The sequence below is a fragment of the Streptomyces sp. CB02959 genome (assembly GCF_002803155.1).
Taxonomy (GTDB): Bacteria; Actinomycetota; Actinomycetes; order Streptomycetales; family Streptomycetaceae; genus Streptomyces.
Genome location: NZ_NNBP01000040.1, coordinates 1 through 20,246, shown reverse-complemented (window position 1 = coordinate 20,246; position 20,246 = coordinate 1). Strand labels below are relative to the sequence as shown.

19 protein-coding genes and 1 rRNA gene are annotated in these 20,246 nt (G+C 74.4%); 9 read left to right on the top strand and 11 right to left on the bottom strand.

Annotation, left to right across the window (positions count from 1 at the left end; translation table 11 throughout):
- Nucleotides 1-238 precede the first annotated feature (238 nt).
- The gene (locus CG747_RS41375; protein ID WP_100607057.1) at nucleotides 239-1,015 is read right to left on the bottom strand and encodes a hypothetical protein; all 777 of its coding nucleotides are present in this window, start codon (nucleotides 1,013-1,015) and stop codon (nucleotides 239-241) included.
- Between the two features lie 28 nt (nucleotides 1,016-1,043).
- Nucleotides 1,044-2,780, bottom strand: a complete 1,737-nt coding sequence (recN, locus tag CG747_RS41370; RefSeq protein ID WP_100607056.1) for a DNA repair protein RecN — start codon at nucleotides 2,778-2,780, stop codon at nucleotides 1,044-1,046.
- 296 nt (nucleotides 2,781-3,076) lie between these two features.
- On the opposite strand from recN, the gene CG747_RS41365 reads away from it, so the two are divergent.
- Nucleotides 3,077-4,570, top strand: coding sequence for a S41 family peptidase (locus tag CG747_RS41365; RefSeq protein ID WP_100607055.1), 1,494 nt, complete (start codon nucleotides 3,077-3,079; stop codon nucleotides 4,568-4,570).
- Between the two features lie 116 nt (nucleotides 4,571-4,686).
- On the opposite strand, the gene CG747_RS41360 is transcribed toward CG747_RS41365, so the two are convergent.
- From CG747_RS41360 to CG747_RS41350, 3 genes are read right to left on the bottom strand one after another with little or no spacing between them, the layout of a single operon-like run.
- A complete protein-coding gene (locus CG747_RS41360) occupies nucleotides 4,687-5,565 on the bottom strand; it encodes an NAD kinase (protein WP_100607054.1) in 879 nt (292 codons plus the stop codon).
- A gap of 59 nt (nucleotides 5,566-5,624) precedes the next feature.
- Nucleotides 5,625-6,440 (bottom strand): TlyA family RNA methyltransferase, encoded by an 816-nt coding sequence (locus tag CG747_RS41355; RefSeq protein ID WP_100607053.1) that lies wholly within the window; start codon nucleotides 6,438-6,440, stop codon nucleotides 5,625-5,627.
- A 14-nt stretch (nucleotides 6,441-6,454) separates the two neighbouring features.
- A complete protein-coding gene (locus CG747_RS41350) occupies nucleotides 6,455-6,808 on the bottom strand; it encodes a hypothetical protein (RefSeq protein ID WP_100607052.1) in 354 nt (117 codons plus the stop codon).
- 64 nt (nucleotides 6,809-6,872) lie between these two features.
- On the opposite strand from CG747_RS41350, the gene CG747_RS41345 reads away from it, so the two are divergent.
- Nucleotides 6,873-7,220: an SCP2 sterol-binding domain-containing protein gene (locus CG747_RS41345; RefSeq protein WP_100607051.1), complete on the top strand. Its 348-nt coding sequence runs from the start codon at nucleotides 6,873-6,875 to the stop codon at nucleotides 7,218-7,220.
- Here the strand turns inward: CG747_RS41345 and CG747_RS41340 are convergent.
- Nucleotides 7,204-8,031, bottom strand: a complete 828-nt coding sequence (locus CG747_RS41340) for an ABC transporter ATP-binding protein (protein ID WP_100607050.1) — start codon at nucleotides 8,029-8,031, stop codon at nucleotides 7,204-7,206. The genes CG747_RS41345 and CG747_RS41340 overlap by 17 nt on opposite strands.
- Nucleotides 8,028-8,561 (bottom strand): iron chelate uptake ABC transporter family permease subunit, encoded by a 534-nt coding sequence (locus tag CG747_RS41335; RefSeq protein WP_100607049.1) that lies wholly within the window; start codon nucleotides 8,559-8,561, stop codon nucleotides 8,028-8,030. The genes CG747_RS41340 and CG747_RS41335 overlap by 4 nt, the downstream gene beginning before the upstream one ends.
- 112 nt (nucleotides 8,562-8,673) lie before the next feature.
- Between CG747_RS41335 and CG747_RS41330 the strand changes: the two genes are divergently transcribed.
- Both CG747_RS41330 and CG747_RS41325 read left to right on the top strand, forming a co-directional pair.
- Complete coding sequence (locus tag CG747_RS41330) at nucleotides 8,674-8,916, top strand: hypothetical protein (RefSeq protein WP_100607048.1); 243 nt, start codon at nucleotides 8,674-8,676, stop codon at nucleotides 8,914-8,916.
- A gap of 69 nt (nucleotides 8,917-8,985) precedes the next feature.
- Nucleotides 8,986-9,873 carry a siderophore-interacting protein gene (locus tag CG747_RS41325; RefSeq protein ID WP_100607047.1) on the top strand — a complete coding sequence of 296 codons (888 nt, stop codon included), beginning with the start codon at nucleotides 8,986-8,988 and terminating at the stop codon, nucleotides 9,871-9,873.
- Between the two features lie 89 nt (nucleotides 9,874-9,962).
- Here CG747_RS41325 and CG747_RS41320 read toward each other — a convergent pair whose 3' ends face one another.
- Nucleotides 9,963-11,012: an HAD-IIA family hydrolase gene (locus CG747_RS41320; protein WP_100607046.1), complete on the bottom strand. Its 1,050-nt coding sequence runs from the start codon at nucleotides 11,010-11,012 to the stop codon at nucleotides 9,963-9,965.
- 177 nt (nucleotides 11,013-11,189) lie between these two features.
- Between CG747_RS41320 and CG747_RS41315 the strand changes: the two genes are divergently transcribed.
- From CG747_RS41315 to CG747_RS41295, 5 genes are all read left to right on the top strand, one after another.
- The gene (locus tag CG747_RS41315; protein ID WP_100607045.1) at nucleotides 11,190-12,455 is read left to right on the top strand and encodes a DUF1015 family protein; all 1,266 of its coding nucleotides are present in this window, start codon (nucleotides 11,190-11,192) and stop codon (nucleotides 12,453-12,455) included.
- A 187-nt stretch (nucleotides 12,456-12,642) separates the two neighbouring features.
- Complete coding sequence (locus CG747_RS41310) at nucleotides 12,643-14,190, top strand: aspartate aminotransferase family protein (protein WP_100607044.1); 1,548 nt, start codon at nucleotides 12,643-12,645, stop codon at nucleotides 14,188-14,190.
- Between the two features lie 38 nt (nucleotides 14,191-14,228).
- On the top strand, nucleotides 14,229-15,554 hold the full coding sequence (locus tag CG747_RS41305) for a lysine N(6)-hydroxylase/L-ornithine N(5)-oxygenase family protein (RefSeq protein ID WP_100607043.1): 1,326 nt from the start codon (nucleotides 14,229-14,231) through the stop codon (nucleotides 15,552-15,554).
- Entirely contained in the window at nucleotides 15,551-16,117 is a 567-nt protein-coding gene (locus tag CG747_RS41300) for a GNAT family N-acetyltransferase (RefSeq protein WP_100607042.1), read from the top strand. Before CG747_RS41305 ends, CG747_RS41300 begins: the two co-directional genes overlap by 4 nt.
- Nucleotides 16,117-17,937 (top strand): IucA/IucC family siderophore biosynthesis protein, encoded by a 1,821-nt coding sequence (locus CG747_RS41295; protein ID WP_100607041.1) that lies wholly within the window; start codon nucleotides 16,117-16,119, stop codon nucleotides 17,935-17,937. Before CG747_RS41300 ends, CG747_RS41295 begins: the two co-directional genes overlap by 1 nt.
- 84 nt (nucleotides 17,938-18,021) lie before the next feature.
- Here the strand turns inward: CG747_RS41295 and CG747_RS48930 are convergent, their stop codons facing one another.
- The 3 genes from CG747_RS48930 to rrf form a co-directional block, all read right to left on the bottom strand.
- Nucleotides 18,022-18,780: a hypothetical protein gene (locus CG747_RS48930; protein ID WP_219621621.1), complete on the bottom strand. Its 759-nt coding sequence runs from the start codon at nucleotides 18,778-18,780 to the stop codon at nucleotides 18,022-18,024.
- Entirely contained in the window at nucleotides 18,759-19,844 is a 1,086-nt protein-coding gene (locus CG747_RS48925) for a hypothetical protein (protein ID WP_219621622.1), read from the bottom strand. The genes CG747_RS48930 and CG747_RS48925 overlap by 22 nt, the downstream gene beginning before the upstream one ends.
- A gap of 171 nt (nucleotides 19,845-20,015) precedes the next feature.
- Nucleotides 20,016-20,132: ribosomal RNA gene (gene rrf / locus CG747_RS41285) — 5S ribosomal RNA — on the bottom strand.
- Nucleotides 20,133-20,246: the final 114 nt, after the last annotated feature.

Below are 20,246 nucleotides of genomic sequence, written 5' to 3'. Positions count from 1 at the left end.
TCAATTCGGCACCGTGCGGACGCCGTTCCGGTGGGAAGTCTCACCCCCGGATCCACGGATTCACCCACATGGGCGACTTGGCGTGTGCGTGGACGACCGCCCGAACAGGGTGAACCCAGCCGTCCGGTCCGTCGCCCGCGCTGTCCGGAACCCGTCCTTCACTGTCCGGATCGGGTCGCTCCGGATCTCCTCACCGCCCCGGTCGCGCAGGGGTGCCGGCGCGGGCGGCGGGCCTGCGTCAGAGCGCCCCGGCCAGACGGCCGACCCGGTCCCCGGCGGCCGCCGCGGCGACCAGTGCGGCGGCGTGCGCGGCCAGTCCCGCCCGGCGGTTCCCGGCGACGACGGCCAGCCCGAGGGCGGCGCCGAGGGCATGCGCACCGGCGTCCCCGAGCATCGTGCGCTCCCCGAGATCGTCCCCGGCGACCGCGGCCGCGGCGCCCAGCGGGACGGCGGACAGCGGACCGGCCGGCCCGCGGCGCAACAGCCCCGGTGCGGCCAGCGCCACGACGGCGCCGGCCGCCCGGCCCGGCCGGACGTCCAGGAGGTTGACCAGGTGGGCCGAGCCGGCGATCACCACACCCGCCAGCAGCCTGTCGGCCGGACGGTCCTTGAGCAGGGCGCCCGCGGCGAGCCCGGCGGCGCCGATCCCGAAGAGCTTGACCGCCCCGCTGGTGACCTCGCCGTGCCGCAGCGCGGACAGGTGCGCCCGGAAGCCGCGCCGCGGGTCCCCGGCACCGGCGAGGTCGTCGTAGGCCCCGCAGGCGCCGGCGGCCAGTACGGCCAGCGCCGCACCGCGGGCCCGGGCGGGCAGCCCCGGCGCGCCGGCCGCGGCCAGCGCGGTGCCGAGCGCGGCCGCCGGGCCGGCGTGCAGGGTGACCGTCCGGCCCGCGTAGTTCTTCCGCTCCCAGCGGGCCGCGCCGCCCGGCGGCCGGCGCCGCAGCGCCCCGTAGGCCGCCCGGGTCGCGCCCGCCGCCGCGAGCAGCGCCGCGCTCCTGCCGCCGGTCCCCACCGTCATGCCACTCCCCCTCGGCGACCGGCTGCCGCTATCCGCCCGTGCGGGCGGTCTCCAGCAGTTCCTCGGCGTGTGCGCGGGCCGTTTCGGAGTCCTCCTGGCCGGCCAGCATCCGGGACAGCTCGCGGATCCGGTCCTCGCCCTCCAGGACGGTGACGCCGCTGCAGGTCACCGAGCCGTCGTTGGTCTTCTCCACCAGCAGCTGCCGGTCGGCGAACGCGGCGACCTGCGGGAGGTGGGTGACCACCACGACCTGCGCCGACTTGGCGAGCCGGGCCAGTCGCCGGCCGACCTCGACGGCGGCCTTTCCGCCGACGCCCGCGTCCACCTCGTCGAAGAGGTACGTCGGTACCGGGTCCGAGCCCGCGAAGACGACCTCCACGGCGAGCATCACCCGGGACAGCTCACCGCCGGACGCCCCCTTGGAGATCGGCCGGGGCGGGGCGCCCGGGTGCGGGGCCAGCAGGATCTCGACCTCGTCGGCCCCGGCCGGGCCGTACGCCACGGTGCGGCCGTTGACCTCGATGCCGTCGGCGTCCGCGGTGCCCTCGGGGAGTTCGGTCTGGTGGATGGCGACGCTGACCCGGGCGTGCGGCATGGCGAGTTCGCCGAGTTCGGTGGTGACCGCGGCCGCGAAGTGCTCCGCGGACGCGGTCCGGGCGTCGGTCAACTGCTGGGCCAGTTCACCGAGTTCGGCGCGGAGCGCGTCGCACTCGGCGGTCAGCTCGGCGATCCGGTCGTCGTCGCCGTCGAGTTCGGCGAGCCGGGCGGCGCTCTGCTCGGACCACGCCAGCACCGCGGTGATGTCCTCGCCGTACTTGCGGGTGAGGTGGTTCAGGGCGGCGCGGCGCTCCTCCACGGCGGCCAGCCGCAGCGGGTCGGCGTCCAGACCGTCGGCGTAACCGGCCAGCTCGGTGGCGACGTCGGCCATCAGGATGCCGAGTTCGCCGAGCCGGTCGGCCAGGGCGGCCAGGTCCCGGTCGTGGCCGCGGACCGTCTCCAGGGCGCGGTGGGCGCCGGCGACCAGGGTGGTGGCGTCGATGCCTTCGGGGTCCTCGGGGTTGCCGGCCAGTGCGGCGTGCGCGATGGTCGCGGCGGAGGCCAGCGCCTCGGCGTGGCCGAGCCGTTCGGCCTCGGCGGCGAGTTCCACGTCCTCGCCGGGCAGCGGCTCGGTGGCGGCGATCTCGTCCAGGCCGAAGCGGAGCAGATCGGCTTCCTGGGCGCGTTCCCGGGCCCGGGTGGTCAGCTCGTCCAGGTCGGTGGCGACGGTGCGCAGCCGGCGGTGCGCGGCGGTGTACTTGGCGAGCGGGACGGCGACCGCGTCCCCGGCGTAGCGGTCCAGGGCCTGGCGCTGGCGGGCCGGCCGCAGCAGGCCCTGCTGGTCGGTCTGGCCGTGCACCGCGACCAGGTCGTCGGCGAGGTCGCCGAGCACCCCGACCGGTACCGACCGGCCGCCGACATGGGCCCGCGAGCGGCCCTCGGCGGAGACCGTGCGGCTGATCAGCAGCGCACCGTCGTCCAGTTCCGCACCGGCCTCCTCGGCACGTACGGCCGCGGGCGACGAGGACTTGAGGGCGACCCTGCCCTCGACCACCGCCGCCCGGGCGCCGATCCGCACCAGGGCCGGGTCCGCGCGCCCGCCGAGCAGCAGGCCGAGGCTGGTGACGACCATGGTCTTGCCGGCGCCGGTCTCGCCGGTCACCGCCGTGAAGCCCGGGGACAGCTCGACGACCGCGTCGTCGATGACACCCAGGGACCGGATCCGCATCTCCTCCAACACGGGTACGACCTTACGAGGTCCGGGGGCCACCCCGCGACGGCCTCCCCCACCCCGGCCCCCACCCCGGCCCCCGGACCGGGCCCCCGGCCCGCCCGGACCTGACCGGTCGCACGCCCGGGACCTGCGGAAAACCCCACCGGGGAAGCGGGTGGCCGCCTCATGGTGCCCGGCCTGGCCCGACCGGCACGCTGGCAGCGCACCGCCTCCGCGCCGACCCGGACCCGGCTCGGCCGTCGTCCCGGCCCCCGTGCCCGCTTCCGTCCCCACCCCCACGAGGTACTCCCATGAGTGATCCGGCAACGCCCCGACCGGCGACCGGCCGCCCCCCGGCCGGGCCCCGGCCGCCCCGCCGCCCGCGCGCCACGGCCCTGCTGGCCGCCGCCCTGGCCGCGGTGACCGCGCTCCCGGCCTGCGCCGCCCCGGCGGCCTCCGCCCACCCGGCCGGGGCGCGGGCGGCGGCGCCCTCCCTGGACGGCGTCTGGCGGACGGACGGCTACGGCACCCTCGTCACGATCAAGGACGGCACCCTCAAGACGTACGAGACCACCGCCGTCAGCTGCCTGCCGGGCGCGGTCACCGGCGTCCGGGCCGGCGCCCCCGGCGCGGACGGCACGCTCCGCTTCACGGTGCCGGACTCGGCCCCGCTCACCGTGGCCCCGGCGGGCGCCGGCCGCGCCCGGATGGCCTTCGCCGACAACACCGGCCACCACACCCTGCACCGCGCCGGGGCGCTACCGGGGCGCTGCGGTGCCCGGCCGGCCGACGACCCGCGGGCGGTCTTCGACGTCTTCTGGCAGACGTACGCGGAGAACTACCCCTTCTTCCGGGCCAAGGGCATCGACTGGAACGCGGTCCGGGAGCGCTACCGCCCCCGGATCACCGCCGGGACCACCGACGCCGAACTCTTCGCGGTGCTGCGCGCGATGATCGATCCGCTGCACGACGCGCACACCCGGGTCGTCGCCGGGCCCGACCGGTGGTTCGCCGGCAAGCGCCCCGGCACCGTGCTGCCCACGCCCGCGTTCACCGCCCGCGTCGACGCGGCGCTCGCCGCGAACCTCGGCCCGCACACCGTCCGGCGGCAATGGGCCCAGGGCAAGCTCTCCTACGCCGATCTGCCCGGCCAGATCGGCTACTTCCGGGTCACCCAGTTCGCCGGGTACACCGAGAAGGGCGACTACGCGGGCGACGTCGCCGAGCTCGACCGCGCCCTGGACGCGATCTTCACCAGGGCCCGCACCCAGGGCCCGACCGCGCTGCGCGGCCTCGTCCTCGACCTGCGGCTCAACGGCGGCGGCTCGGACGCCCTCGGCCTGCGGATCGCCTCCCGGCTCACCGACCGGCCCTACCTCGCGTACCGCAAGCGGGCCCGGAACGACCCCGCCGACGCGCGGAAGTTCACCGCGCCCGAGCCGGTGCCGGTCCGTCCGCACCGGGGACCGGTCTACACCGGCCCGCTCACCGTCCTCACCGGCCGGCTGACGATCAGCGCGGGCGAGGGCTTCACCCAGTCCCTGCTGGGCCGCTCCCCCGCGCCCACCAGGATCGGCGAGAACACCCAGGGCGTCTTCTCCGACGTACTGGAGCGGGCGCTGCCGAACGGCTGGCACTTCGGCCTGCCCAACGAGGAGTTCCTGACGGCCGACGGCCGTACCTTCGACGGGCCCGGGATCCCGCCCGCGGTCCGCACCCCGGTCTTCACCGAAGCGGAGCTGTCCGCCCGGCGCGACACGGCCCTGAGCCGGGCCCGGGAGCTGCTGGGGCGCGGCGGCGCGTAGCCGGGGACCGGGCGGCGGTGCCGGACCGGGCGGCGTCGTCCGGTCCGGCACCCGCCGCGCCGTCGTGCCGGGCCGGGTCCGGGAAGTCCCGCCTGCCGTTCGGCGCCCGGCACGCCCTAGTGGGGCGCGCCGCGCCAGCCGGCCACCGGGAGGGCGAACTTGGCCACCAGGCGGTCGGTGAAGGAGGCGTGGTGCAGTCGGGCCAGGCGGACCGGGACGGCGCCGCGGCGGACCTCGACGCGGGCGCCGGCGGGGAGTTCGACGGTGCGCCGGCCGTCGCACCACAGCACCCCGTGCGGGGTCTTGGGCTGGACCTCGACGGCCAGCACCGACCGCGGCGAGGTGACCAGCGGCTTGGCGAACAGGGCGTGGGCGCTGATCGGGACCATCAGCAGCGCCTCGACCTCCGGCCAGACGACCGGGCCGCCGGCCGAGAAGGCGTACGCGGTCGAGCCGGTCGGGGTCGCGCAGACCACCCCGTCGCCGCCGAAGCGGGAGACCGGCCGGCCGTCGACCTCGGTGACCACTTCCAGCATCCGCTCGCGGGCGGCCTTCTCCACGGACGCCTCGTTGAGCGCCCAGTCGGTGTGCACCACGGCGCCGTTGTTGCGGACCAGGACGTCGAGGGTCATCCGCTCCTCGACCTCGTAGGAGCGGGTGACGACCCGGTCGACGACCTTGTCGAGGTCGTCCCGCTCGGCCTCGGCGAGGAAGCCGACCCGGCCGAGGTTGACGCCCAGCATCGGCACCCCGGACGTGCGGGCGAAGTCCGCGCCGCGCAGCAGCGTGCCGTCCCCGCCGAGGACGACGAGGAGTTCGCAGCCCTCGGCCGCGCACGGTTCGGTCGCGACGCGTTCGACGGAGTCGGGCAGCGGCAGGTCCGCGGCCTCCTCGTCCAGTACCCGCACCCCGATCCCGCTGCGCAGCAGCCCCTGGACCACGAGCTCGGCACTGCGGATGGCCGCCGGGCGGCCGGTGTGCGCGAGCAGGAACACGGTCCGCCCGGCGCGGCCGGTGTCCTGTGCCGCGCTGCCTTCAACTGCCTGGGTAGTGGTCAACTGGGCCCCTCCGCCACTGCACGGTCGACATCCGCCGGGTCGAGTGCAGGCGCCCCGGCGCGCAGCCACAGAAAGTACTCGACATTGCCCGAGGGTCCCGGCAACGGGCTCGCGGTGACGCCGAGGACGCCCAGCCCCAGCCCGGCCGCGCGGTCCGCGACGCCGCGCACCGCCTCGGCCCGCAGCGCGGCGCTGCGCACCACCCCGCCGCTGCCCAGCCGCTCCTTGCCGACCTCGAACTGCGGCTTGACCATCAGCACCAGGTCGGCGTCGGGCGCCGCGCAGCGGACCAGCGCGGGCAGCACCAGGCCCAGCGGGATGAAGGACAGGTCGCCGACGACGAGGTCGACGGGGACGTCGTCGATCTGATCCAGGGTCAGCTCGCGGACGTTGGTGCGGTCCTTGACGGTGACCCGCTCGTCGCTCTGCAGCTGCCAGGCGAGCTGCCCGTAGCCGACGTCGACGGCGACCACGTGGCCGGCGCCGGACCGCAGCAGGACGTCGGTGAAGCCGCCGGTGGAGGCGCCGGCGTCCAGCGCCCGGCGGCCCTCGACGCGCAGGCCGCGCGGGACGAAGGCGGCGAGCGCGCCGGCGAGCTTGTGGCCGCCGCGCGAGACGTAGTCGGGGTCGTTCTCGTCGTCCCGGACGACCACCGCCGCGCTGGTCTCCACCTGGGTGGCCGGCTTGGTCGCGGTCGCCCCGCCGACGGTCACCCGGCCCGCGGCGATCAGCTGGCTCGCGTGCTCCCGCGAGCGGGCCAGCTTGCGGCGCACCAGCTCCGCGTCGAGACGGCGTCGTGCCACTCCTGCCACCTGTGGTTCAGCTCCTACTGGTCGTGAGGGTCGTGCGTCGGGGACGGTGCGGGCGGCCCGGGGTGCTGGTCGAGGGAGGCCAGCACGTCGCGCAGCCCACGGTGCACATCCTCGTACATGTCCAGGTGGCCGCTCACCGGGAGGTGGTCGGCTTCGGCCAGGCGCTGCAGGCCGGCGTCGACCTCGGCCCGGCCGGTGGGGGTCACCACCACCCCGAGCGGTCGCGGACCGGCCGGCTCGGCGGGCGCCGCGGCGCCGGTGGCCTCCTGGGGCGCCGGCTCCGGATCGGGGGAGCCCGGCCCGGTCGCCGCCGCCGCGCCCGGGGGTCCGGGGGGCGTCGGCCGCGGGCCGTTCATCGGGTCTGCCATGCCCCCGACGCTACCTCGGCCGGGCACCCCCGGCCGTCCGTGGCCTGGCGTATCGTCGGGCGCGATGGCAACTCTCGACCAGTGCCGCGCCGCGCTCGACCGGCTGGCCCACAACCTGTCCTCGGCGGACGGCGAGGTGCGCAGCGCCACGGCGCTCGACCGCTCCGTCAGCTGCCGCATCACCGACCTCGACACCACCTTCGTCGGCCGGCTGGCCGAGGGCGGTCTGCGGGACGTGGCGTGCCTCGCCGGGCCACCGCCGGACAAGGCCGAGATCCGGCTGGCCATGACCGGCGACGACCTGGTCGCGCTGGTCGACGGCCGGCTGAACTTCGCCCGGGCGTGGGGCAGCGGCCGGGTGAAGCTGGAGGCCGGGCTGCGCGATCTGCTGCGGCTCAGGGCGCTGCTGTAGCCGACGCCGGCGCGGCGGCGGCCCCCCGGGGCCGGCGGGCGGCCGGGACGACCAGCGGGGTGCCGGTCTCGGGGTCGTCGATGATCCGGCAGTCGATGCCGAAGACCCGGCCGACGAGGTCGGCGGTGACGATGTCCGACGGCGCGCCCTCGGCGATCACCTCGCCGTCCTTCATGGCGATCAGGTGGGTGGCGTAGCGGGCCGCCTGGTTGAGGTCGTGCAACACCGCGACCAGGGTGCGGCCCTGCTCCTCGTGGAGGCCGGCGCACAGGTCCAGGACCTCGATCTGGTGCTGGATGTCGAGGAAGGTGGTCGGCTCGTCGAGGAGGAACAGCGGCGTCTGCTGGGCCAGCGCCATGGCGATCCAGACCCGCTGCCGCTGTCCGCCGGAGAGCTCGTCGACGTACCGGTCGGCCAGCTCGGCCACCCCCGTCGCGGTCATCGACTCCCCCACGATCCGCTCGTCCTCGGCCGACCACTGGCGCAGCAGTCCCTGGTGCGGGTAGCGGCCGCGCGCCACCAGGTCGGCGACGGTGATGCCGTCCGGGGCGACCGAGGACTGCGGCAGCAGCCCCAGCGTCCGGGCGACCTGCTTGGCCGGCAGTGCGGAGATCTTCTGCCCGTCGAGCAGCACCGCGCCGGTGGTCGGCTTGAGCATCCGCGACAGCGCGCGCAGCAGCGTGGACTTGCCGCAGGCGTTGGGGCCGACGATGACGGTGAAGGAGTGGTCGGGGATGGTGACCGAGAGGTTCTCGGCGATGGTCCGCTGGTCGTAGGCGAGGGTGACGTTCTCGGCCGCGAGACGGCTCACTGCAGGGCTCCTGGGGTGGTGGGGTGGTCGGTTGGCTGGGGTCGCCGGGGGTGCCGGGGAGCGCGGTGGGGGGTGCCCGGCCGCTCGTTCACACGCGTCCCGCCGTCCGCCCGGTGACCGGCGGCCGCAGCAGGTAGCCGCCGAGGACGCCGGTCGGTACGCCGGCCGAAGGTGAGGGCGGTGACCACCGCGGCCGGGGCGCCGATGCCGAGGACGCCGGGGCCGGCGAGCGGGTTGCGGGTCGGCCCCCGCACGGCGGTGCCGGCGAGGCCGAGGGTGGCGCCGGCCGGCGGTCCCAGGAGGGTGCGCGGCGGCCGGCCGTCGCGGACGGCGGCGCCGGTGTCGGAGCCGGTGTGAGGGAAGACCCCGTGCCAGACCTGGTCGAGGGCGGTCTGCTCGGCGCCGAGGGCGGCGGGGAGGACGGCGGACGCGCCCCACCCTGCGGCACGGGCGGCGGGCCGCCGCCCCGGTGCGGTGGGGGTCGTCGCCGCACCGAGGGGTGCGCCGACGAGGGGACTGTCTACCAACACGGCAGTTAGGTTAGCCTACCCTCACAAGCAGTCGATCTACCGGCTCTCCCGGTTCGACGTGTCCAGCCTGCCCGTTGAAGGCCCGCCGCCTCCAGAGAGAAGCACCACACCCATGCGGACCCTCCGAAGCGTATCGCCGTCCCGACGCGGCATCCCGACCGCGGGCCGCGGCAAGGGCGGCCCGCGGTCCTGCACCGACGACCGCGGGCAGACGGTCTCCCAACCCCGAACTCCGCGCCGGACCGGGGCGTTCACCGCCCCCTGGTCCGACGAGCCGCGCTTCTCCTCCGCCGGCGCCGCACCGCTCGTGGAACCGCCCGCCCGGGCCATCGAGCACGCGAAGAAGGTCACCTGACGCACCGCCGGGCCGTCCCCGCCGCCGGCCCGGACGCCCACCAGCCGTACCGACCCGGAAGGATCCCCCATGACCGCGACCGCCGCCCCCACCACCGCGCCGTTCCGCTTCTTCGACGTCCAGGTCGTCCGCACCCGGCGGCTCGGCCCGTCCATGGTCCGGATCACCTTCACCGGTGAACGGCTGGACGAGCTGGCGTCCGGCGGCCGGGACCAGCGCTTCAAACTGTTCCTCCCGCAGCCCCACCAGACCGCACCGGTCTTCGAGGACACCGGGGACGGCTGGTACACCGCCTGGCGGGCCCAGGACCCGGCCGAGCGCCCGGTGATGCGCTCCTACACGATCCGCGAACAGCGCCCCGACCCGTGCGAGTTCGACGTCGACTTCGCGCTGCACGGGGCCGACGACCCGGCTGCGCCGAGCGGAGGCCCGGCCAGCCGCTGGGCGGTCCGGGCCCGGCCGGGCGACCGGCTCACCGTCCTCGCCCCGGCCGTCGAGGACAACGGCGGGGTGGACTTCCGGCCACCGCCCGGCACCGACTGGATCCTGCTCACCGGCGACGAGACCGCCCTCCCCGCCATCGCCGGAATCCTGGCCTGGCTCTCCCCGGGCACCGTGGCCAAGGTGTGGATCGAGGTCGGGCACGAGGGCGACCGGCAGCCGCTGCCGACCTTCGCCGACGCCGAGGTCGACTGGCTGGTCCGGGACCCCGCGGCGGCCGGCCACGGCACCCCCGTCCTGGACGCGCTGCGCGCCGCCGGCCTCCCCGCCGGCACCCCGTACGCCTGGATCGCCGGCGAGGCCGGCTCCGTCAAGGCGGTCCGCCGCCACCTCGTCGGGGAGCGCGGCTTCGACCGCCGCGCGGTCAAGTTCACCGGCTACTGGCGGCGCGGCGCCACCGAGGAGGACCTGATCGCGGAGCTGACCGCGGCGGCGGCCGCCGCCGGCCGGGAGTGAGCCGCCCCGCCCACCGCCGCGGCGTGCGGCCCCGCCGCTCCACGCGGCAGCGACCGCCCGCCGTCCCCGCACCTTCTCCTGACGTCTCGTCACATACCGAGTCGGCGCAGCGCCTTGGCCGCGTCCGCCGGGCAACTCCCGGCGCCCGCCGCGGTCCAGGCCGCCGCGCACAGCGCCCGCAGCCCGTCCAGCGGCTCCCCCACGCCGTCCAGGACCAGTTCGTCCCCGGCCGCCTCGGCCCGCCAGCCGCCGCAGCCGAAGCCGGTACCGTCCGCGGCCACCTCCGGCTGCGGCCGCAGCAGCCCGCGCAGGTCCGCGTCCACGTACGTCGGGCGGTGCTCGGGCGGCGCGGCCAGCAGGGCGGCCGGGGTGGTGACGCCGGTGAGCACCAGGAGGGAGTCCACCCCGCCGTTCCACGCGCCCTCGATGTCGGTGTCGAGCCGGTCCCCGACCACCAGCGGCCGCCGTGCACCGGTCCGCAGCACCGTCTCCCGGTGCATCGGCGGCTGCGGCTTCCCGGCGACCTGCGGCGCCCCGCCGGCGGCGATCCGCACCACCTCCACCAGGGCGCCGTTGCCCGGCGCGATCCCGCGCTCCTTGGGGATGGTCAGGTCAGTGTTGGACGCGAACCACGGCACCCCGCGCTGCACCGCGTACGCGGCCTCGGCCAACCGCCCCCAGTCCAGCGTCGGGTCGTAGCCCTGGACCACCGCCGCCGGGTCGTCGTCCGCCGACGCCACCGGCACCAGCCCGCGCTCGCGCAGCGCCACCCGCAGCCCGTCGCCCCCGATGGCCAGCACCCGGGACCCGGCCGGCACCTGCTCGGAGATCAGCCGGGCCACGGCCTGCGCCGAGGTGATCACGTCCTGTGCCGTCGTGGGAAGACCGAAACCGGACAGCTGGTCGGCGACCGCCTGCGGGGTCCGGGCCGCGTTGTTGGTCACGTACGCGAGGTGCATGCCGCCCTCACGCGCCGCGGTCAGCGACTCCACGGCATGCCCGATGGCCCGTCCGCCGGCGTAGACCACCCCGTCCAGATCCAGCAGCGCCGTGTCGTACGCCTCACTCAGCGCGCGTCGGCACCCGTCGGGCCCGTGCCGCTCGCTCCCGCCCGCCCGCTCGGCGATCTGCTCCTCCATGCCGTCCCGCTCCTCGCTCCTCGGTGCCGTACGGAAGGTCCGCCCGCCCGCCGGGAGGGACCGCGCCCGGTCCCACCGGGTCGGCCCGTCCGCCGCCGAACGGCCACCGATATTTCCGGCCGATTCCCGGCCGCTCCCCCGATCATCCCGCACCCCGTACAGGCATAGCATTCTTCAATGACCAGTTCCGACGGCCTCCGCCTCCTCCCGTTCCGCGGCCTGCGCTACGCCCCGGACCGGGTCAGCAGCCTCACCGCGGTCACCTCCCCGCCCTACGACGTCGTGGTCCGCCCGGACGGGGTGCGCGAGTTGGAGACCTCCGACCCGTACAACATCGTCCGGCTGATCCTGCCGCACGCCGTGGACCCGGCCACCCGCCACCACCAGGCCGCCGAGACCCTGCGGCGCTGGCGCGCGGAGGGCGTCCTCACCCCGGATCCGGAGCCCGCGCTGTACGTCTACGAGCAGCGCGGCGGCGACGTCCTCCAGCGCGGCCTGATCGGCGCGCTCCGGCTGGACGGCCCGGTACTGCCGCACGAGGACGTCATCCCGGAGGTGGTCGCGGACCGGGCCGCCCTGATGGGAGCCGCCGCCGCCAACTTCGAACCGCTGCTGCTGTCGTACCGCGGCCAGAACACCGAGAACGGCGCCACCGCGGTCATCGAGCGCACCGTCCTGCGCGCCCCGCTGCTCGCCACCACCACCGAGGACGGCTTCGCGCACCGCCTGTGGGCGGTCACCGACCCGGCGGAGCTGGCCGCCGTGGACGCGGACCTGGCCCACCGCCGGGCCCTGATCGCCGACGGCCACCACCGCTGGGCGACCTACCAGCGGCTCCACGACCAGCGGCCGGACGCCGGACCGGACTCCCCCTGGGCGTCCGGGCTGGTGCTGCTGGTCGACACCGCCCGCTATCCGCTCCAGGTCCGGGCCATCCACCGGGTGCTGCCCCATCTGCCGCCGGCCAAGGCGCTGGCGGACCTGGCCGGCGCGTTCCGGGTCCGCCGGCTGCCGGGCGAGCCGACCGCCGCGCTGGAGGCACTGGCCGAGACCCCGGGCAACGCCTTCGTACTGTCCGGCGGCCCGGACTCCTTCCACCTGCTGGACCGGCCCGACCCCGCGCTGCTGGACCGGGCGATCCGCACCGACCGGCCCGAGGCATGGCGGCGGTTGGACGCGACGGTGCTGCACTCCGTCCTGCTGGACGAGGTCTGGCGGATCCCCGACCACCCGTCGGACATCGGCTACCTGCACCACACCGCGGCGGCGGTGGCGCAGGCCGCCCGGCACGGCGGAACGGCCGTCCTGATGCGCGCCACCTCGGAGGAGACGGTCCGTCAACTCGCCGAGCAGGGCGTGACGATGCCCCGCAAGTCCACCTCGTTCGGCCCGAAGCCGGCGACCGGTCTGGTGCTGCGGACGCTGGACGACGAGGGGAGCTGAGCCGCCGCCTCCGCCCGAAGGAAGCGGGACGCACCCGGGTTCGGTCCGGCCCGGGACCCCGCACCCACCCGGTGACACAGTTAGGTTAGGCTTACCTCACTGCGTCACCGGGTGGGTTGTCCTGCCCCTGTGCACACGTCCGCACCTGCACAGGACGCGGTTGACCCCGCTCCAGGGAGGGCACTTCATGAGTCGCCTCGCGCACTCCGCCGAGGACCCGGCCGACAGCCGCACCTATCTCCTCAACAACCACACCGCCGACCGCTACCGCGCCGACGTCAGCGAGAGCATCGCGCGGATCAGCGACCGGATCGCCACCACCGACCGCCCCTTCACCGGCGTCTCGGTCGACGAACTGGCGCCCACCGTCGCCGCCGTGGACCTCGACACCCCGCTCCACGACCCGGCCGCCGCCCTGGACGAACTGGAGCAGGTCTACCTCCGCGACGCGATCTACTTCCACCACCCGCGCTACCTCGCGCACCTCAACTGCCCCGTGGTGATCCCCGCCCTGGTCGGCGAGGCGGTGCTGTCCGCCGTCAACTCCTCCCTCGACACCTGGGACCAGAGCGCCGGCGGCACCCTCATCGAACGCCGCCTCATCGACTGGACGGCCGCCCGGATCGGCCTCGGCGCGGCCGCCGACGGCATCTTCACCAGCGGCGGCAGCCAGTCCAACCTCCAGGCCATGCTCCTCGCCCGGGACGAGACCTGCCGCCGGGAACTGGCCCGCCAGGGCTCCCCCGACGACGCCCGGCTCACCGACCTCCTCCCCCGGCTGCGCATCCTCACCTCCGCCTGCAGCCACTTCAGCATCCGCAAGTCCGCCACCCTGCTCGGCCTGGGCGCGGAGGCCGTCATCGCCGTACCGGCCGACGACACCAAGCGGATGCGCATCGACGCGCTCACCACCGAACTGGAGCGCTGCCGCCGCGACGGCCTGATACCCATGGCGATCGTCGCCACCGCGGGCACCACCGACTTCGGCTCCATCGACCCGCTCCCGGAGATCGCCGACCTGGCCGCCCGGTACGGCGCCTGGATGCACGTGGACGCCGCCTACGGCTGCGGCCTGCTGGTCTCCCGCCGCCGCGACCTGCTCACCGGCATCGAACGCGCCGACTCGGTGACCGTCGACTACCACAAGTCCTTCTTCCAGCCGGTCAGTTCCAGCGCCGTCCTGGTCCGCGACCGCGGCACGCTGCGGCACGTCACCTACCACGCGGACTACCTCAACCCGCGCCGGATGGTCGAGCAGCGCATCCCCAACCAGGTCGACAAGTCGCTCCAGACCACCCGCCGCTTCGACGCCCTCAAACTCTGGCTGACCCTGCGCACGATGGGCGCCCAGGGCATCGGCGCACTCTTCGACGAGGTCATCGACCGGGCCGCCGACGCCTGGAAGCTGCTGCACGACGACCCGCGCTTCGAGGTCGTCGTGGAACCCCGGCTGAGCACCCTGGTCTTCCGCTACCTCCCCGGCGGCCCCCAGGACCCCGAGCTCACCGACCGGCTCAATCTGCACGCCCGGGAAGCCCTCTTCGCCTCCGGTGACGCGATCGTCGCCGGCACCAAGGTCGACGGTCGGCACTACCTCAAGTTCACCCTGCTCAACCCGGAGACCACGCTCGACGACATCGCCACCGTCCTCGACCTGATCGCCGAGCACGCCGGCCGCCACCTGGCCGAGCAGCCCGCGGCCGGCCGGCCCGCCCCGGCCCTCAGCGCCCGCTGACCTCCCCACCGACCGACCATCTCCGGAGAGAGACCCTCGTGACCGTCCCCCACGACGCCCCCTATGACTTCCTCGCCATCGGACTGGGCCCGTTCAACCTCGGTCTGGCCTGCCTGGCCGCCCCCGTCGAGGAGCTCGACGGCCTCTTCCTCGACGAGCGGCCGGGCTTCGACTGGCACCCCGGCATGATGCTGGAGAGCAGCCACCTCCAGGTGCCGTTCATGGCCGACCTGGTCACCCTCGCCGACCCCACCTCGCCCTTCTCCTTCCTCAACTACCTGAAGGAATCGGGCCGGATGTACTCCTTCTACATCCGCGAGAACTTCTATCCGCTGCGCGCCGAGTTCAACGACTACTGCCGCTGGGCCGCCGGAAAGCTCGACTCGGTCCGCTTCTCCCACAAGGTCACCACCGTCGAGTACGACGAGACCACCGAGGTCTACGTCGTCCACGCCGACCACCAGGGCGAGCGGCGCACCTTCCGGGCCCGCAGGCTCGTCCTGGGCACCGGCACCCCGCCGCACCTCCCCGACGCCTGCCGGGACTTGGGCGGCGACGCCCTGCACAACGCCGGCTACCTCGACGCCAAGCCCGCCCTGCAGGCCAAGGACAGCATCACCATCGTCGGCAGCGGCCAGAGCGCCGCCGAGATCTACTACGACCTCCTCCAGGACATCGACGCCCACGGCTACCACCTGACCTGGGCCACCCGCTCCCCCCGCTTCTTCCCCCTCGAATACACCAAGCTCACCCTGGAGATGACCTCCCCGGAGTACGTGGACTACTTCCACGCCCTCCCCGCGGCCACCCGCGACCACCTCAACGCCACCCAGAAGCACCTCTACAAGGGCATCGACTCGGAGCTGATCAACGACATCTTCGACCTGCTCTACCAGAAGCGGCTGGCCGGCCCGGTCCGCACCCGCCTGCTGACCAACTCCGGCCTCCAGGACGCCCGTTACGACGAGGCCACCGGCACCTACACCCTCGGCCTGCGGCAGGAGGAGCAGGGCCGGGACTTCACCCTCACCACCCAGGGCCTGGTCCTCGCCACCGGCTACCGCTACCGCGTCCCCGACTTCCTCGACCCGGTCCGCGACCGCATCGCCTGGGACGCCGAAGGCCGCTACGACGTCGCCCGCAACTACAGCATCGACACCGCCGGCCACGGCATCTACGTGCAGAACGCCGAACTGCACACCCACGGCTTCGTCACCCCCGACCTCGGCATGGCCGCCTACCGCAACTCCTGCATCATCCGCGAGCTGCTCGGCCGCGAGTACTACCCGGTCGAAAAGGCCATCGCCTTCCAGGAGTTCGCCGCTCCGGCCGGCCCGCACCACCCGATGGAGATATCCGCATGAGCACCCCCGCCTTCACCCGCACCGACCCCGCGCTGGGGGAGTTCGCCCTGCGGCCCGTCGACCCCGTCGCCGACGCCCCCGTCCTGCACTCCTGGGTCACCCACCCCAAGGCCGTCTTCTGGCTGATGCAGGACTGCGACCTGCCCGCCGTCGAGAAGGAGTTCACCCGGATCGACGCCGACCCGTACCACGACGCCCTCCTCGGCCTGCACAACGGCACCCCGGCCTTCCTCATGGAGCGCTACGACCCCGCCCACCGCGAACTGGTCGGCATCCACGCCGCCCGGCCCGGCGACATCGGCATGCACTTCCTGACCGCCCCCACGGACACCCCCGTCCACGGCTTCACCCAGGCCGTCATCACCACCGTCATGGAGAGCCTCTTCGCCGACCCGGCCGTCCAGCGGGTGGTCGTCGAGCCCGACACCCGCAACACCGCCGTCCACGCCCTCAACAAGGCCGTCGGCTTCGAGGTGGTCCGCACCGTCTCGCTCCCCTCCAAAGACGCCTACCTCAGCACCTGCACCCGCGACCAGTTCCTGGCCACCCGAGGAGACCGCTGATGCCCGCCCCGACCCCCGAGAACCCGGCCGCCCCGCACCAGCCCGCCCAGGACGCCGTCGCCCACCTCACCCCCGACCTGTGGGCACGCGCCAACCGCGACCTGGTCCGCAAGGCACTCGCCGAGTTCACCCACGAACGGCTGCTGACCCCCGAGCCGCTGGACGGCCCCGACCGCTACGCCGTACGCAGCGACGACGACGCCACCACCTACCGCTTCACCGCCCGCAGACAGGCCCTCGACCACTGGCAGATCGCGCCGGACAGCATCACCCGCCACCGCGGCGACGCCGAACTGCCCCTGGACGCCCTGGACTTCATCACCGAGTTCCACACCTCCCTGGGCCTGTCCCCGACCGTCCTCCCGGTCTACCTGGAGGAGATCAGCTCCACCCTCTCCGGCACCGCGTACAAGCTCGCCGGCAAGGCCCCCACCGCCGCCGAACTCGCCACCGCCGACTTCCAGGCCGTCGAGACCGGCATGACCGAGGGCCACCCCTGCTTCGTCGCCAACAACGGCCGCCTCGGCTTCGGCGTCCACGAGTACCACGCCTACGCCCCCGAGGCCGCCGCCCCGCTGACGCTGATCTGGCTGGCCGCCCACCGCGACCACAGCACCTTCACCGCCGGCGCCGGCCTCGACTACGACACCCTCATCGCCGCCGAACTCCCGGCCGAGACCCGCAGCCGCTTCACCACCACCCTCACCACCCTCGGCCTCGACCCGGACGACTACCACTTCTTCCCCAGCCACCCCTGGCAGTGGTGGAACAAGCTCTCCGTCACCTTCGCCGCCGAGGTCGCCCAGCACCGCCTGGTCTGCCTGGGCCCCGGCGACGACCAGTACCTCGCCCAGCAGTCCATCCGCACCTTCTTCAACACCACCAGCCCCGAGAAGCACTACGTCAAGACCGCCCTCTCGGTCCTCAACATGGGCTTCATGCGCGGCCTCTCCGCCTCCTACATGGAGGCCACCCCGGCCATCAACGACTGGCTGGCCCGCCTGATAGACGCCGACGACACCTTCCGCGCCGCCCGCTTCTCGATCATCCGCGAGCGCGCCGCCATCGGCTACCACCACCGCCAGTACGAGGCCGCCACCGAGAAGGGCTCCCCGTACCGCAAGATGCTCGCCGCCCTCTGGCGGGAGAGCCCGGTCCCCACCCTCGCACCGGGCCAGCGGCTGGCCACCATGGCCTCCCTCCTCCACGTCGACCGCGCCGGCGACTCCTTCGCCGCCGCCCTCGTCACGGAGTCCGGCCTGGCCCCCGAGGTGTGGCTGCGCCGCTACCTCGACGCCTACCTCACCCCGGTCCTGCACTCCTTCTACGCCTACGACCTGGTCTTCATGCCGCACGGCGAGAACGCCATCCTCGTCATCGAGGACGGCGCGGTGGCCCGCGTGATCTTCAAGGACATCGCCGAGGAGATCGCCGTGATGTCCGCCGACGCGGTCCTGCCCCCCGCCGTCGAGCGCATCCGCGCCGACGTCCCCGAGGACAAGAAGCTGCTCTCCGTCTTCACCGACGTCTTCGACTGCTTCCTCCGCTTCCTGAGCGCCACCCTCGCCGACCTCGGCGTCCTCGACGAGGACACCTTCTGGCGCACCGTCGCCGCCACCGTCGCCGACTACCAGGCGGCCCACCCCCACCTCGCCGACAAGTTCGCCGAGTACGACCTCTTCGTCCCCGAGTTCGCCCTGTCCTGCCTCAACCGCCTCCAGCTGCGCAACAACGAGCAGATGGTCGACCTCCAGGACCCGGCCGGCGCCCTCCAGCTCATCGGCACCCTCCACAACCCGATCGCCCCGTACGCCCCCTGACCCCCACCACCCCCACACAGCAAGAAGGGGCGGGCCCACCGGGCCCGCCCCTTCTACACTGCTCCGCTACAGCGGCCGCAGCGACTACTCGGCCTTCTCGGACCCCTTACCGGACTCCGCGTCCCCCGCGGCCCCGTCGGTGTCCTGGTCCGCGTCCTCGTCCTCGTCCAGCGCGTCGGTGAACTGCACGCCGTCCAGCTCGGCCAGCCGGTCCGAGGCATCCGTGGTACCGGCCTGATCGGCCTCCAGCGCCCTGGCGAACCAGTCCCGCGCCTCGCCCTCGCGCCCGACCTCCAGCAGCGCGTCCGCGTACGCGTACCGCAGCCGGGCCGTCCACGGGTGCACCGCACTCGACGCGAGCTCGGGGCTCTGCAGCGTCACCACCGCCGCCTCCGTCTGACCCATGTCCCGCCGGGCCCCGGCCGCGACCAGCCGCATCTCGACCTGCCCGGCCCGGTCCAGCTTCTGCACCTCGGGCTCACCGGCCATCGCCAGCGCCTTCTCCGGCCGTCCGAGACCCCGCTCGCAGTCCGCCATGACGGGCCACAGCTCCGCGCTGCCGGTCATCCGCCGCGCGGCCCGGAACTCCTTCAGCGCCTCGCCGTACTTCCCGGCACCGTACGCCGCGAAGCCGGCGGCCTCGCGCACGGCCGCGACCCGGGACGCCAACCGCAGCGCCACCTGCGAGTACCCGTACGCCTGCTCCGGGTCCTCGTCGAGCAGCCGCGCGACCATCACCAGATTCTTGGCGACGTCCTCGGCCAGCGTCTTCGGCAGGCTCTGCAGCTCCTGCCGCACCGCCTTGTCGATCTCCTCACCGGTCACGTCCTCCGGAATCGGCAGCCGCTTGATCGGCTCCCGATCCCGGTCCCGACGGTCGTCCCGACGGTCGTCCCGACGGTCGTCCCGGCCGCGCCCACCGCCGTACGGCCGCCGCGCCCCACGCTCACCGCCGCGGTCGTCCCGCCGGAACCCACCACGGTCATCCCGCCGCGGCCCCCGGTCGTCCCTACGGAACCCACCGCGCTCGTCGTCCCTACGGAAACCACCGCGGTCGTCGTCGCGCCGGACCCCGCCGCCACGCTCATCGTCCCGCCGCGGCGCCCGCGAACGGTCGTCCCGCCGGAACCCACCACGGTCGTCGCGCTCATCACGCCGGAACCCACCGCGGTCGTCGCGCCGCTCAGGCCGGAACCCACCGCGGTCGCCGCCACGCTCACCACCGCGGTCATCCCGCCGGAAGCCACCCCGGTCACCACCGCGCTCGCCCCCACGGTCATCCCGCCGGAAGCCCCCGCGGTCGCCGCCACGCTCACCGCCGCGGTCGTCCCGCCGGAAGCCCCCGCGGTCACCGTCCCTGCGGAAACCGCCCCGATCGTCATCCCGCCGGTATCCACCGCGGTCGTCCCGACGCTCAGGCCGGTATCCACCCCGGTCGTCCCGACGCTCGGGCCGGAACCCACCGCGGTCACCGCCACGCTCACCGCCGCGGTCGTCCCGCCGGAACCCACCACGGTCGTCGCGCCGCTCGGGCCGGTCGTCCCGCCGGAATCCGCCCCGGTCGCCACCGCGCTCGCCCCCGCGGTCATCCCGCCGGAAGCCCCCACGGTCGCCCCCACGCTCACCGCCGCGGTCGTCCCGCCGGAAGCCGCCCCGGTCACCGCCGCGCTCGCCCCCACGGTCATCCCGCCGGAAGCCCCCACGGTCGCCACCGCGGTCGTCGCGCCGGAAACCACCACGGTCACCACCACGGTCACCGCCGCGGTCACCACGGTCATCCCGGCGCTCGGGCCGGTCATCGCGCCGGAAACCACCGCGCTCACCGCCACGGCTGTCCCGGCCGTCCCGGCTGTCCCGCCGCGGACCCCGGTCATCCCGCCGGAAACCACCACGGTCGCCGTCGTCACGCCTCGGCCGGCGCTCCGAACGATCGTCGGAAGAGTTGGTGGACATCGACGTGACTCCTGTCTTCGGTACTGCATTCATTCTCACGCACCGATCCGTTCGGCGCGCTCCGGCAAAGCAAAAAGGACCCTTGGTCCCAGCTGAACGCTGGGACCAAGGGTCCTTGAAAGATTGTTCGGCGGCGTCCTACTCTCCCACAGGGTCCCCCCTGCAGTACCATCGGCGCTGAAAGGCTTAGCTTCCGGGTTCGAAATGTAACCGGGCGTTTCCCTAACGCTATAACCACCGAAACCCATTCGGGTTCTAGCGAACAAGCACACTCTTCAATTAAAGAAAGTGGAACTGGTTCAACCGACGCTGCGACTGTTCGCAACCCGGGAACCACACAGTGGACGCGAGCAACT